This is a genomic window from Paenibacillus sp. D9, assembly GCF_001188365.1.
In the GTDB taxonomy this organism is placed as follows: domain Bacteria; phylum Bacillota; class Bacilli; order Paenibacillales; family Paenibacillaceae; genus Paenibacillus_O; species Paenibacillus_O humicus.
On the sequence record NZ_JZEJ01000001.1, the window covers coordinates 3,025,305 to 3,039,012 of the forward strand.

General features: G+C 58.4%; 12 protein-coding genes. 4 read left to right on the forward strand and 8 right to left on the reverse strand.

Annotated features, from left to right (window positions below; genetic code table 11):
- Nucleotides 1-5: 5 nt before the first annotated feature.
- From lepB to VE23_RS13770, 3 genes are all read right to left on the reverse strand, one after another.
- Complete coding sequence (lepB, locus tag VE23_RS13760; protein WP_049868293.1) at nt 6-638, reverse strand: signal peptidase I; 633 nt, start codon at nt 636-638, stop codon at nt 6-8.
- A complete protein-coding gene (locus VE23_RS13765) occupies nt 635-1,204 on the reverse strand; it encodes a DUF402 domain-containing protein (protein WP_021882253.1) in 570 nt (189 codons plus the stop codon). The genes lepB and VE23_RS13765 overlap by 4 nt, the downstream gene beginning before the upstream one ends.
- Before the next feature lie 140 nt (nt 1,205-1,344).
- On the reverse strand, nt 1,345-1,767 hold the full coding sequence (locus tag VE23_RS13770; RefSeq protein WP_021882252.1) for a GNAT family N-acetyltransferase: 423 nt from the start codon (nt 1,765-1,767) through the stop codon (nt 1,345-1,347).
- Nucleotides 1,768-2,229: 462 nt separating this feature from the next.
- Here VE23_RS13770 and VE23_RS13775 point away from each other — a divergent pair, with 462 nt between their 5' ends.
- Nucleotides 2,230-2,844, forward strand: a complete 615-nt coding sequence (locus tag VE23_RS13775; protein WP_049868294.1) for a superoxide dismutase — start codon at nt 2,230-2,232, stop codon at nt 2,842-2,844.
- A 223-nt stretch (nt 2,845-3,067) separates the two neighbouring features.
- Nucleotides 3,068-3,931: a hypothetical protein gene (locus tag VE23_RS27040; RefSeq protein WP_198156170.1), complete on the forward strand. Its 864-nt coding sequence runs from the start codon at nt 3,068-3,070 to the stop codon at nt 3,929-3,931.
- 212 nt (nt 3,932-4,143) lie between these two features.
- Here the strand turns inward: VE23_RS27040 and htpG are convergent, their stop codons facing one another.
- The 4 genes from htpG to galU all read right to left on the reverse strand — a co-directional run bounded on the left by htpG (nt 4,144) and on the right by galU (nt 10,070).
- Nucleotides 4,144-6,024: a molecular chaperone HtpG gene (gene htpG, locus VE23_RS13785; RefSeq protein ID WP_049868295.1), complete on the reverse strand. Its 1,881-nt coding sequence runs from the start codon at nt 6,022-6,024 to the stop codon at nt 4,144-4,146.
- A 432-nt stretch (nt 6,025-6,456) separates the two neighbouring features.
- Complete coding sequence (locus tag VE23_RS13790; protein ID WP_049868296.1) at nt 6,457-7,602, reverse strand: S1C family serine protease; 1,146 nt, start codon at nt 7,600-7,602, stop codon at nt 6,457-6,459.
- Between the two features lie 32 nt (nt 7,603-7,634).
- On the reverse strand, nt 7,635-9,032 hold the full coding sequence (locus tag VE23_RS13795) for a zinc ribbon domain-containing protein (protein ID WP_049868297.1): 1,398 nt from the start codon (nt 9,030-9,032) through the stop codon (nt 7,635-7,637).
- Nucleotides 9,033-9,194: 162 nt separating this feature from the next.
- Entirely contained in the window at nt 9,195-10,070 is an 876-nt protein-coding gene (galU, locus tag VE23_RS13800; protein ID WP_083436264.1) for a UTP--glucose-1-phosphate uridylyltransferase GalU, read from the reverse strand.
- Nucleotides 10,071-10,627: 557 nt separating this feature from the next.
- On the opposite strand from galU, the gene VE23_RS13810 reads away from it, so the two are divergent.
- Entirely contained in the window at nt 10,628-12,157 is a 1,530-nt protein-coding gene (locus VE23_RS13810) for an MDR family MFS transporter (RefSeq protein ID WP_049869738.1), read from the forward strand.
- 169 nt (nt 12,158-12,326) lie between these two features.
- Nucleotides 12,327-12,788 carry a Dps family protein gene (locus VE23_RS13815; RefSeq protein WP_232316935.1) on the forward strand — a complete coding sequence of 154 codons (462 nt, stop codon included), beginning with the start codon at nt 12,327-12,329 and terminating at the stop codon, nt 12,786-12,788.
- A 165-nt stretch (nt 12,789-12,953) separates the two neighbouring features.
- Here VE23_RS13815 and VE23_RS13820 read toward each other — a convergent pair whose 3' ends face one another.
- Nucleotides 12,954-13,544, reverse strand: coding sequence for a ribonuclease H-like YkuK family protein (locus tag VE23_RS13820; RefSeq protein WP_048744935.1), 591 nt, complete (start codon nt 13,542-13,544; stop codon nt 12,954-12,956).
- Nucleotides 13,545-13,708: the final 164 nt, after the last annotated feature.

Sequence of the window (13,708 nt, forward strand, 5' to 3'; positions counted from 1 at the left end):
TGCCGCTACAGCTTGTCGATATGGCCGGCCGGCCAAAGAACGAACTCCGCCCTGCCCCGGACATCCTCCTCGTCGACGAGCCCGAAGGCGCGGCTGTCCCGGCTGGCCAGCGGCAGGCGGTTGTCTCCCATGACGAACAGCTTGCCCTTGCCGACGGTCAGAGGCGGAAAAACCCCCTCCGTGCGGTCTCCGCTGGCATAGGCTTCCTCCAGCTTCTCCCCGTTCAGGTACAAGCTGCCGTCCTTGATCTCGACCCGATCGCCGGGCAAGCCGACGACGCGCTTGACGAGATACTCGGAGCTCCCGTCCGGCGGCTGCGGATCCCGGATAATCATGACGTCGCCATGATGCGGAGAAGACATCGACATCGCCATCTTGTTGACCAGCAGCCAATCGCCCTCCGACAAGGTCGGCTGCATGGACTGTCCTTCCACGATCGAAAGGTTGAAGACATACCGCTGCAGCAAGGCGACCACCGCCAGCGCCAGGACGGCCGTGCGGACCAGCCGAAACAGATCCTTGGCCTGCGAGGCTGCGCCTGCGCGCGCCGGATGCCCGTCAGCGGCCGCGCCGACGCCTTCCGGGCTGCCTCCCGCCAGCGGCAGCCCATCCTTCTCCCCGCTCGGCGTCCCTTTCATTCCGGCTCACCCTCCGCGCCGTTCGCGATGCTCGCCCGCCAGGCTTCATAATAGGCCTTTACGACCTCGTCCTCGAAAGGCGGCTTGCCTCCGCGGATGCGATGGGTAACTTCCCTCAGCCCTTCGCTTACTTTGGCGTCGACGACCGGCGGATAGCGGTACTCCGCCTTATGCCTCTCGTACTCGTCCCGATCCACGACAGCCAGATCGCCGCCCGCAGTCCGGATCACATCAAGGTCGTAATCGATATACGTCAGCACATCTCCCGTCAAATACGGAGGCGAGGCCAGATTGCAGTAATAGCGGATGCCGAAGTCCTCGATCATCGCGACGACGTTGAACCATTTGCCCGGAATAAAAAAAGAGACCGCGGGAACGCGGCTGACCCACATGGATCCGTCCGCTTCCTTGATCGGCGTCTGGTTGTTGAGGAGCACATGCATCCCCTCCGCGGCATGCTGCGGCAGAAGCAGATCCTGCGGAACGAGCCAGTTCCGCTGCCATTGCCGGTGCAGATGGCCGTCATGCTTGAAGCTTTTGATGTAACAGCGCCGATAGTTGTTCACTTACGCACTCCCTGACATTCACATCTTACTAATAAGAAAAGCACATCCGGACGTCAAAAGCAATTGACGAAGGACATGCCTCGGGATGACGACCATATGGAAAGGAAGGATTGCGGGAAACAAAAGCTTGGTTCTTCGGTTCAGCCAGCTACGATGCTGAGCTTCTGGAACGAATGATAGAAATCGGAAGGCTCGAAGCCCAGGGAGCTGTAAAGCGGCAGTACGGGTTCATTGTGCTCGTCCGCCGTAACCATGATCTTGGACACCTTGCGCTGCTCGAACCGGCCGCGAAGGCTGGAAATGAGGCTCTTGGCGATCCCTTGGCCGCGGTGATCCGGATGAACGGCCACACGGTAGTAATAGCCTCGGTTGTTGTCGATCGTTCCGATGATAATGCCCGTCATCTTGTCGCCCGCCGAAGCGATGAGCACAAGATCGCTGTCCCATGAAAGCTGGCGCGTGAGCGCTTCGATCGTCAGCTCGTAACACTCTTCCGACAACACCGACTGCAGCAAGGACGTCACGGCATGGTAGTCTGCCAGCTGGAAAGAACGAAGATGCATGAATGCTTGTCTCCCTTACATTCAATGTCATTGTAAAAGCTACCTCTGATTATACGACAAAAGTTAACGAAATCCAGCCATTTTGCTCAAAAACCTTAATTAAATTTAACATTGCGCTTACATTCTGTTGAAAGCGCTGTCTTACAAGCGCTTACATCCCGATTCGGGAAAAGTTCATGCGGTTAATGGAATAAATATGCTCTTTCGTGAAAGGATAAGATGCGCTGCCGCTCTTAGGCCGTCAGGCTCGGACAAGCTCCGGAGCCGCCGGTTTTTGTCCCCCGAAAGACCTCGTCCCCTTGAAGGAAGCTTGAGCGATCTGCTCTCGAAGGGATTGCCCCTTTATCGGATCGGATAGAGCGGATTAGCTGCCGACTTTTGAAACTAAAATGTTGATTTATTAAGCCGATTGAGGGATAATGAACTGGAATCGCTACATATTATCTGAGGAGGTAATTGATTATGGCACATGAACTTCCAGCACTTCCGTATGCCAACGACGCTCTGGAGCCGCACATCGATGCAAAGACGATGGAGATCCACCACGACCGTCACCACAACACGTATGTGACCAACCTGAACGCCGCTCTGGAATCCGCTCCCGAACTGGCAAGTAAGTCCCTTGAGGATCTTATCTCCGACCTGAACAGCGTACCTGAATCCATCCGCACCGCTGTGCGCAACAACGGCGGCGGCCATGCGAACCACAGCCTGTTCTGGACGACGATCGGCCCCAACGCCGGCGGCGCGCCTACAGGCAAGCTGGCAGAAGCGATCGACAGCGAGCTGGGCGGCTTCGAGAAATTCAAGGAAGACTTCGCCAAAGCAGCAACGACGCGCTTCGGCAGCGGCTGGGCTTTCCTCGCAGCCGACAAAGAAGGCAAGCTGAAAGTATACAGCCTTCCAAACCAGGACAGCCCGATCTTCGAAGGCGAAACGCCTCTGCTCGGCCTGGACGTATGGGAGCATGCCTACTACCTGAACTACCAAAACAAGCGCCCTGACTACATCAAAGCGTTCTGGAACGTCGTGAACTGGGATGAAGTCGGCAAGCGTTACGAAGCAGCCGTAAAATAAGTTCTTTTAATGGAAGACCGGGCTATCGGGCCCGGTCTTTTTTTGTTTTCCGGCTCAGCCCTTTTGCTTCGCCCATCGCTTATGCTCCGGCACGGGAGGAAGCTGGAATTCGGGCACATAAGGCGTTCGGGACTTTTTCCCAAGATTCGCGGAAAGAGGATAGGCATATGCCGCATAGGATAGTGTATTCAAGGCAATGTTCGAAAGGAGCTGCATGTCCGGAATGAACTCTTACTATCCTTACCATGCTCCAGCCTATTCGGCCGCTTATCAGCCCGCCTATCAGCCTGTCCAAGCCGGAGGAGACTGCGGCTGCGGCGGAAGCCAGCGCAGCTTCCAATTCGTGCCGGCCGCTCCGCCTGCGCCCGGCATCTTCCCGCCTCTCTCCGGTTACGACCCAGGGATTTTCCCGCCGATCCAACGGCCGGATCGCGGGATCTTTCCGCCGATCGGCGGCGGCTTCCCCGGCGGACCGGGCTTCCCCGGCGGCGGGTTTCCCGGCGGACCGGGCTTCCCCGGCGGCGGTTTCCCCGGCGGACCGGGCTTCCCCGGCGGCGGGTTTCCCGGCGGCGGCTTCCCCGGCGGGCCTGGCTTCCCCGGCGGACCGGGCTTCCCCGGCGGCGGCTTCCCCGGCGGGCCTGGCTTCCCCGGCGGCGGCTTCCCCGGCGGCCCAGGCTTTCCCGGCGGCGGCTTCCCCGGCGGGCCGGGCTTCCCCGTTCCTTTTACAGGAGCCGGCGCCCCTGGCACCGGTCCTGCAGGAACGGTCAACACGCCTGCGCCGGTGACCGTCCGCATTGAAGGCGGCGAATCCTTTCCCTATGTGACGGAGGATTACCAAATTCCTTATTATGACGGCATGAGCATTGCCCAGGCTCTCGAATACACCGGTGTCGTCCGAATTTCCCCCGGAGGCGGCGTACAATCCGTCGGCGGCGTGCGCAACGACATTTCGGACGATATCCGCATCGGCGACAACGTCCAGTACACCCTTCGTCTGAACGGACGGCAGATACCGCATACTCTGCTTACATTCCCCGTCCACCGGAGAGATGTCATCGGCATCGATCTTATCCACATCGGAACCTGAACGGCCGGCTTTTTCAAAGCACGCAGTTGATTCATGCAAGCGGCTTTTTGCAGGGAGCGGCTAGCATGCCATAGAGGGATAAACGCGAGCACGCTTCACGGATCCTTCCTGCTGCCGTTCTGCTGCCCGCCGAGGTCGTTGAGCCGCATCGCAAATCAAAAAAAGAGGGCAGCCCCCCAGTCTTTGACTTTGGGGGCTGCCCTCTTATGGATTTACGCCATGACTTGGCAAATCTGGTTCGTGAACTCCACCGGATCCTCGATCGGCAAGCCCTCGATCAGCAGCGCCTGATTGTAGAGCAGCGAAGTGAACAAGCCCAGCTTGCTCTTGTCGTTCTCATAAGCTTCCTTCAGCGCGCGGAAGACATCGTGGCCGACATTCAGCTCCAGCACCTTCTGGGCTTTGACGTCGCCGCTGTTCGGCATCGCCTTCAGAATCTTCTCCATCTCGATCGTCACTTCGCCATCCGTGGCGAAGCAGACCGGATGCTTGCGCAGGCGCCTGGAAGCCCGCACGCCGCTGACCTTGTCGCCGAGCAGCGCCTTCATCTCCTCGAAGAGCGCCTTGTTCTCCTCATCGGCCTTTTCGTCCTCGGCTGTCTTCTCGTCCTCCTCGATGCCCAGATCGCCGCTGGAGACGGAGCGGAATTCCTTCTCCTTGTAGCGGGCAAGCATCTTCACGGCGAACTCGTCGATATCGTCGGTGAAGTACAGAATCTCGAAGCCCTTGTCGAGCACGAGCTCGGTCTGCGGGAGCTTCTCGATGCGCTCGGCCGATTCTCCGGAAGCGTAGTAGATATACTTCTGATCCTCGGGCATGCGGGCAACGTATTCAGCCAAGGTGACCAGCGCCTTGTCCTTGGAGGACGTGAACAGCAGCAGATCCTGCAGCGCGTCCTTGTGCATGCCATAGTCGCTGTAGACGCCGAATTTCAGCTGGCGGCCGAACGACTTGAAGAACTGCTCATATTTCTCGCGCTCGTCCTTCAGCATGCTCTGCAGAGCGCTCTTGATTTTGGATTCAATGTTTTTGGCGATCAGCTTCAGCTGGCGGTCATGCTGCAGCATCTCGCGGGAGATGTTGAGCGAGAGGCTCTCGGAGTCCACCATGCCCTTGACGAAGCTGAAGTAGTCGGGAAGCAGGTCGGCGCATTTGTTCATGATCAGCACGCCGCTGGAATACAGCTCCAGCCCCTTCTCGAACTCCTTGGTGTAATAATCGAACGGGATCGTCTCCGGAATGTACAGGATCGCCTGATAGACGACCGCGCCGTCGGCGCTCACATGCACATGCTTGAGCGGCTTGTCGAAGCCGTAATGCTTCTCGTGGTAGAACGCCTCGTAATCCTCGGCCGTCAGCTCGCTTTTGTTCTTGCGCCAGATCGGCACCATGCTGTTGACCTGCTGCTCTTCGGTGTACGTCTCGAACTCATCCTCGCTGCCTTCCTTGAGACGGCTGGAGGAAACCTCCATCCGGATCGGATAGCGGATGAAATCGGAGTATTTCTTGATCAGCGCCTTGAGCCGGTAATCGTTCAAATACTCGTCGTAGTTGTCATCCTCGGTATTCGGCTTGATCTCCAAAATGATCTCGGTGCCGACCGAATCCTTGTGAGCTTTCTCGATCGTGTACCCGTCCGCACCTTCAGAGACCCATTTCCACGCCTCTTGTCCATCCAGCGGCTTCGTGACGACCGTCACGCGGTCGGCGACCATGAAGGCGGAGTAGAAGCCGACGCCGAACTGGCCGATGATGTCGCGGCCGTCCTTGGCTTCATTTTCCTGCTTGAAGGCAAGGGAGCCGCTCTTCGCGATAATGCCGAGATGGCTCTCCAGCTCCTCGCGGTTCATGCCGATGCCGGTGTCCCTAATCGTCAGGGTGCGCGCAGCCTGGTCGGGAATGACCTGGATGAAGTAGCTGTCCGGATTGAACGTCAGCTTCTCGTCCGTCAGCGCTTTATAGTAGATTTTATCGATGGCGTCACTGCTGTTGGAAATCAGCTCGCGAAGAAAAATTTCCTTTTGGGTATAGATGGAGTTGATCATCATTTCCAAAAGACGTTTGGATTCAGCTTGGAACTGCTTTTTTTCCACTTTGAAATCTCTCCTCTTGGATCGGGTAGATTAGCACTCGGAAATGAAGAGTGCTAAAACTTTATATACCACTCCGCAAATTGGCTTGTCAAGGATTGCCTCTGCTTCTAAGGGGGAAGCGATGAGGGCGGCGCTTCCTCGTGAACGGCAAGCCTTGAAAAAAAGGCAGCCGCAGCGCAGGACACCGCGTCCAGCTCTGCAACTGCCTTGGACTTGTCCAGTCCCCGCCCGTTCGACCGCTCTGCGCCATACACCCTGCTCCAAGCGGTTTCCCAGCCTTACCGTTCGACCTCTCCGCGCCTATACTCTGATCCTGCACGTTTTCCCAGCCTTGTCCGCTCAAACGTTCAGCCAGCTAAGCAGAGAGCCCGTTATGGACTGCCCCGCTAAGAGTTCCAGCCGCTTGGGCCATAGCCGAGAAGCTCCGCGAGCCTATTCCCCGTCTGCGGTCCCCAGCTCCTTGCCCTTGCCGCTGATCAGCTTGAGCTGATCGTTCTCGTATCCGACCTCGTAGGAAACCTCGAAGCTGCGGACGGACGTCTTGCCGTCCTGGCCATGCTCTTCGGCCGTAATGACGGCCTTGACCACGGCGGATCGCTCCCCGTCCTTGTCGACCTTGAGGCTTTTGATGACGACATTTTTGGTCGGCAGGTAGCCACGGCGGAAATCCTCGTAAGGATCCTGCTTCTTCCAGTTGATTCCCAGCAGCGAATACGCATAGACGTAATCGCCGTTGCTGAGGCTCTCGTAGAAGCGGGACACAAGATAACCGGCGTAGTCCGTAATGGATTTCTTGCCGGTCAGGGCGTTGGTCGCGCTCCCCGGAACGCCGGGCAGCTCCTTCATCGGTGTCTGCGACCATCCCTCGGCCGCGGACAGAATATCGGAGATCGGAATGCTGAACCCGATTTCTCCGTCCTGCATTTCCGCCGAGTTGATGCCGAGCACCATTCCCGTCCGCTGGTCGATGAGCGGCCCGCCGCTGTTGCCGGGAGCGATCGCGGCCGAAATCTGGTACATGTTCCGGTACGTGTACGGCTTCATCGAGAACGTGCGTCCCAGCCCGCTGATGATGCCCGGAGTTACGGTATTCTGCAATCCGAGCGGGCTGCCGACGGCCATGATGGCATCCCCGACCTCCACCCGCCCGCTGCGCTCCAGGCGCAGCGGCTCCGTTCCCTCCAGATCGGGCACGCGCACGACGGCAATATCGGTATCCGTGCCGATGCCGATCACCTCCCCCGTCAGCTCGCGGGCATCGGAAGTCGTCACTCTCACCGTTCTCGATCCCGCTACGACGTGGGCGTTGGTGATTATATCTCCCTTGGCGTTGTACAGAAAGCCGGATCCGAGGCCGCTTTCGCTCTGGATGGTGACGACTTTTTTCTGGATGCGGAAAATAATGTCCTTCAGCGCGGCTGCGTTGCCTGCAGCCGTACCCTCCGGCGGCGAAACCGCGAGCAGCGGCTCCATGCCCATCTGGCGGGGAATGTACCCGTGCAGCGCCAAGGCCGTTCCCGCTCCCGCAAGCAGGACGGCTGCCGCCGCAGCGGCCGCAAGGGGCTTCGTCAGCCTCATGGCGGTCCCTCCTTTCTTATTTCTCGCGACGCTTAATCGATATACCAAGTCGCGCTAGTAATCGCTACGGACGCCTCGCTCTTGACCGAAGCGTTCTTTTCGGTGAAGGCGGCGCTTCCTCCCGGCTCGATGACCCCTCCGCTCGAAACGGATATCGTGCCGGAGCCGACCTGCACTCCTTCCGCATCCTTGAGGACATAGAAGAGCCGGATGGCGCGGATGCCCCGGGTCGCCTTGCTCTTCAGAAGGCCGGTAATGACGGCGCTGCCTTCCTCGCCTATGGAAGCGTTCAGCTCGACGATGTCGAATGCATCCGTCTGATTTTGCCGCTGCTCCAGATTGGCCATCTGCATGGCCGCATTCAGCCGCTTGCGCTCCTGCTCCTCGTATTCTTCCTTCTCTTTGTCGATCCGGGTAGACATTTCTTGAAGCTTCGACGTGTTCCCCGCATGGCTGACCGTCTCGTCCACAGCGGCGCGGGCGGCAGAGAAGTCCTTCTTCCTCAGCAGCTGCTGCGCCTGGTTGATGCCCATTTGGACCATGCTGTCCAAAATGCGCTGACGCAGCTCAGGCGCCCCGGGAGCCTGGAGTCCGCGCAGCCTCTGGAGCCTCTCCGCCATTTCCCGGATCGTTCCCAGACCGTCCAGCTCGCTCGACACTTGCTGCACGGCCAGCCTTGCCCCCGCTCCCGCCAGCTTGTCGCGGATCGGATCGAACAGCTCCTCGTGGCGGCTGCTCAGCGTCGCCTGCGCTTGGCGCAGCCCGCTTTCCGCCTTCTCCAGGCTGCCCTGGTCGAGCAGCAGCCCCGCCGCCTTGATGTCATCGTCGAGCTTGGCCGCCTGACGGACGATGTCGATATCCTTGGCAATGCCGGGATTGCCGGGCCGGGAAGCCGCCGCGAGCTCGAGCAGCTGCTCGGCATTCCGGTACTGCCCCGCCTTGGCTTCCTTTTCCGCCTGTACATGCCAGGAACGCACCTTGGCGTTGACCTTCCCGTCATGGACGAAGACGGCAAGCACGGCCAGACAGCTGATCAGCAAAGCAGCAGCCGGCAGCATCCATAGCCGGAAGTAGCCTGTCGCCGGTGCGCCCTCCGCAGCGATGGCAGGACGTTCAGCCCGGGACCGCTCCGCCTGCCCGCCTCCTCCATCCGCCTTGCGGCCGGACTCGCCATCGCGCGACATGCGGTTCCATATTTCCTGGGCTTCGCGGTCCTGAAGCGGCTGCGCGCTTGACCCGGCGCCGACATCCTTGATTTTTTCCAGCCATTCCGCCCGTTCGAGGCGGCGCGCCAAAATGGCCGCCGTATGGAGCGGCTTGCCGCAGCGGCTGCAGAACGAAGCTTCGTCGTCCATCGTCGCAAAACCGCAATAAGGACATGCTGTCCGCACTGCCCGGCCGCGCTCTCCTTCACTGGTTTCCCTGCTCATCTTCCCAAGCCTCCACCATGTTAACCTGTTCCTATCGGATTCTCTATCTATTACTAACGGATGAAGTCACGGAAAAGCAATCAAAAACCAAAAAACCGCCCAGACAAATTCCTGTGCCCCGGACGGTTCATGATTCGGATGACTGCCCCTGCTAGCGCAAACCTAAAGCAACTCCGTCTCCAGCTTGCTTCTCATATAATCCCGTACCGCCTGAGACAGATCCTCGCGTTCCAGCGCCATGTCGATCGTCGCCTGTACAAATCCCAGCTTATCACCGACGTCATGCCGGCGTCCCTGGAATTTAAAGGCATGCATCGGCAGCACGGAATTCAGCTTCTGCAAGCTGTCCGTCAGCTGGATCTCGCCGTTCTTGCCCGGCTCCGCTCTTTCGAGCAGGCGGAATACGGCAGGGTCGAGCACGTAGCGCCCGACGACAGCCCAATTGGAAGGCGCTTCGCCGGGAGCCGGCTTCTCCACCAGGTTCCGGATGCGGGGGAACATGCCTTCGCCTTCCAGATCCGCGATGCCGTATTTGTGGGTCTGATCCCAAGGAACCTCCATGACCGAGACGACCGAAGATCCGGTTTCCCGGTAGAAGTTCATCATCTCGCCCAGGCATGGCTGCGGCGAGCGCAGAATGTCGTCGCCCAGCAGCACCGCAAAAGGCTCGTTGCCGATGAAGCTGCGGGCGCAAAGCACCGCATGGCCCAGGCCAAGCGGCTCCCGCTGGCGGACGTAGACGATGTCGGCCAGCTTGGAAATGCTGCGGACGACCTTCAGCGTCTCCTCGTCGCCTCTTGCTTCCAGCTCGTTCTCCAGCTCGACCGATTTGTCGAAGTGGTCTTCGATCGCGCGCTTGCTGCGGCCGCTGACGATCATGATGCTCTCGATGCCGGATGCGGCGGCTTCTTCCACGATATATTGAATGGCCGGCTTGTCGATGAGCGGCATCATTTCCTTGGGCTGGGCTTTTGTTGCGGGCAGGAAACGGGTACCGAGGCCTCCTGCAGGGATGATTGCTTTGCGGATATGAGTCAAGTGGGGTCCAACTCCTTCGTCATGATAGAAACATGGCCGGATCCGGCCGACAAAATGCGATATGTAAATGAGTCGTTCAGTTCCAATTCCGTTGCTTCCAGTTTACCAATTCTTGTCGAAAGGCGCCAGCGGACGTATGAGAGGGCCGCCAAGGGGCACCATTCAGGTATATGCATCGGGGCGTTCCGCATGATCACAACCGAAAATTTAAGCATCGGCAGACAAAGGCGGATAATCGGCATGGCGGAGACGTTCCGGCGGCATGGGAAGCAGGCCCGCTTCCTTGAAGGACAGGCATTTGTATACTGTATCCATACGACGGCGGGAATAACCATTCCAGCCACAGCGAGCTTCCCTTCGAACCCGATGTCCGTCATCCGGAAGGACTTGATCTGTCCATTGCTTCTTTTGCACCTTCGACCGCAGCTCGAAAGAATCCATCCTGTTCGGCTTTCTTTGGAATGATTCAGCCCTAAAACAAATTCGTTGTCTTATACTCAAATTTGAATATAATAAGAATGGATCTTAATTTGCAGGAGAAAAAAGGAGTGAATTCCATGTCGGAGAAAGGCGCTCGCCAGACCCGATTCGTCGTAGCCGGCCTTATGCTGGCCATTCTGATGTCAGCCATGGACAACACGATCGTCGCTACCGCCATGGGGCGGATCGTCGATGATCTCGGCGGGTACGACCAGCTCGTATGGGTGACATCCGCTTATATGATCGCCCTCATGGCAGGCACGCCGATTTTCGGCAAGCTGTCGGACATGTACGGCCGCAAGCGGTTTTTCATTTTCGGCATCATCGTGTTCCTGATCGGCTCCGCGTTGTGCGGCACGGCCGGCAGCATTACCCAGCTGAGCGTGTACCGGGCCATCCAGGGCATTGGCGGCGGAGCTCTCATGCCGATCGCGTTCACGATCGTATTCGATATTTTCCCTCCGGAGAAGCGCGGCAAGATGTCCGGCCTGTTCGGAGCCGTATTCGGCATCTCCAGCATCTTCGGGCCGCTGCTCGGCGCGGTCATTACCGACCATATCGGATGGGAGTGGGTGTTCTACATCAATATCCCGCTCGGCATTCTCGCCCTGTTCTTCATCGGGACCTATTACAAGGAATCCCTCTCCCATTCCAAGCAGCGCATCGACTGGGTCGGCGCGTTCACTCTCGTCGGAGCCATCGTCTGCCTCATGTTCGCTCTGGAGCTGGGCGGCCAGAAGTACGCTTGGGATTCCGGCATGATTCTCGGCCTGTTCGGCGGGTTCGTCGTGCTGCTATCGGTGTTCCTGTATACGGAAACGAAAGTCGCCGAGCCGATCATCTCGTTCAAAATGTTCCGCAAGCGGCTGTTCGCCAGCAGCGTGCTGACTTCCTTGTTCTACGGCTCGACTTTCATCATCGCCACGATCTATATTCCGATCTTCATCCAGGGCGTGTACGGCGGCTCGGCGACCAACTCCGGCCTGCTGCTCATGCCGATGATGATCGGCTCCGTCGTCGGCAGCCAGGTAGGCGGCTTCCTGACGACCAAGCTGAGCTTCCGCTCCATCATGATGATATCGGCCGTCTTCTTCCTGGCGGGTGTCGTTTCTCTCGGCTTCATCAGCCCGGATACGGCCCGCTTCGTCGTGACGCTGGAGATGATCCTGCTCGGCTTCGGCGTCGGCTACTCCTTCTCCGTGCTGAACATGGCCGCCATCGACGGCTTCGACATGCGCCAGCGCGGAGCGGCGACCGCCACGACGACGTTCATGCGCTCCCTCGGCATGACGCTCGGCATTACGATCTTCGGCATCATTCAGCGCAACATCTTCACCTCGCGGCTGGAAACCGCGTTCGGAGGCAAGGCGCCGATCGGCGGGGGAGGCGGCGGCAACCAGCAGTTCCTTACGCCTGAAGGCCGCAAGGCGATCCCTGCCGAAGTGCTGAGCAAAATCGAAGCCGCGCTCGCGACTTCCATCTCCCACACCTTCCTGTGGGCTCTTATCCCGGCTGTCGCAGCCGTCATCATGGTCCTGCTCATGCCGGGCACGCGCATGACGATGAGCCGCAAGCCTGAACCCAAGCAAGAGCTCCGCACGGAATAAGCGGCGGGCACATGCAGGTCAAAGCACAGCAAAGAAAAAAACAAGAACTCGAAAAAAGGTCCCTGACAAGGGGCCTTTTTTGGTTTTCGCCGCCTTCGTTGACAGACGGATTCAACTATATTATATTTAATACTAGTTAATAACAATTATAAATAAGGAGCTGATTTCTTTGACAACCCCATCCGCTGCTGCCATTCCATCGGTGTCTCAAGTGTTGAATCTCCACCTGGCCAATTGGAGCATTTTGTACGTGAAGCTCCACCAATTCCACTGGTATGTGAAAGGCCCCCAATTTTTTACCCTGCACGAAAAGTTCCAGGCTCTCTACGAAGAGGCCGCCTTACATGTCGACGAGCTCGCCGAACGGCTGCTGGCGGTCGGAGGCAAGCCGCTTGCGAGCATGAAGGAATATCTCGAGACGGCCACCGTCGAGGAAGCGGCGGGCAGCGAGTCCGCCATCGCCATGGTCCGGTCGGTCGCCGCCGACTTCAAAAGCATGATCGGCGAGCTCAAGGAAGGAATGGCCGCCGCTCAGAGCCGTCAGGACGAAACGACAACCGATATGCTGCTGGCCATCCACACGTCACTGGAGAAACATGTCTGGATGCTGGATGCCTTCGCAGCCGAGTAACCTCGGCTTATTGCCTTCCTCTCGAAGGACCTCGCTGCCAAAACAAGCTAGACGGGTGAGTTCAGAAAAAAAGTTGAGATCGCAAAAAAAAGGTTTGCGCAGCCATCCCTAGGGCGGCTTCCGAACCTTTTTGAGCTTTTTGCCTATTTCTCTTTTTATTGAAGGTTACATCACAATCCTTGCCGGCCGTTTGGTGTAGCGGTTCGCATAGCTTGAGGCGCAGTAAGCCTCCGGCTTGACGCGGGGCACATAGCTGCCGATCGTCTCCACGCGGGCGATCATCTCCTGGACATACAGATGGGTCGGATTCAGGCAGGGCTCCGTGCCGGCATCGATATCGATGAACGTCCGAAGCTCGCCTCCCTGGTAGACGTACGGCAGAATCAGCTCTTCCATCGCCGGCACGATTCGATGCTCCTCCAAATATGCGGCCATTTCCTGGGAAAGGGAAGTCTCGAAGGCCAGCTTCTCGCGGATCGACGCCAGCTCCCTGTTCAGCACGAAAGGCCGGTAGCATGCCCAAGCCCCTTTGCCCACCCGTCTCAGAACGAGGCCCGTAATGAACTTGGTATGGCTTGGATGAACCTGGGAATCCGTCCCGATGGCAAAATGATACGCCGCCCGCGGATCCTCGCTTATGAAAGTCATCATCCGCTCGGCGACCTCGCCCAAGGTCAGATGCTGCTCCTTGACGTTGTGAAATCGAAGCCTGTTGCGGTAATCATGGGATTCCGGCTGTCTCTTGGACTTCGTCACGCTAGCTCTCACCCGCCCTCGCTGTCTTACCGTCAGCTTATGCTTGGATGGCCTTGCCTATGAACCGGCCAAGCAGACGGCGCTCCCACGGCGGCTGCATCGGGTAGAAAAACAGCCGCATCCAAGCCTCGCCGAAACGAGGACAGGATGCGGCTTGTTCCATG

Bases quoted from the DNA above. Each gene is read 5' to 3' on its own strand.
- lepB (WP_049868293.1), bottom strand. From the start codon at position 638: ATGAAAGGGACGCCGAGCGGGGAGAAGGATGGGCTGCCGCTGGCGGGA.
- VE23_RS13770 (WP_021882252.1), bottom strand. From the start codon at position 1,767: ATGCATCTTCGTTCTTTCCAGCTGGCAGACTACCATGCCGTGACGTCC.
- VE23_RS13775 (WP_049868294.1), top strand. From the start codon at position 2,230: ATGGCACATGAACTTCCAGCACTTCCGTATGCCAACGACGCTCTGGAG.
- VE23_RS27040 (WP_198156170.1), top strand. From the start codon at position 3,068: ATGAACTCTTACTATCCTTACCATGCTCCAGCCTATTCGGCCGCTTAT.
- VE23_RS13790 (WP_049868296.1), bottom strand. From the start codon at position 7,602: ATGAGGCTGACGAAGCCCCTTGCGGCCGCTGCGGCGGCAGCCGTCCTG.
- VE23_RS13795 (WP_049868297.1), bottom strand. From the start codon at position 9,032: ATGAGCAGGGAAACCAGTGAAGGAGAGCGCGGCCGGGCAGTGCGGACA.
- VE23_RS13810 (WP_049869738.1), top strand. From the start codon at position 10,628: ATGTCGGAGAAAGGCGCTCGCCAGACCCGATTCGTCGTAGCCGGCCTT.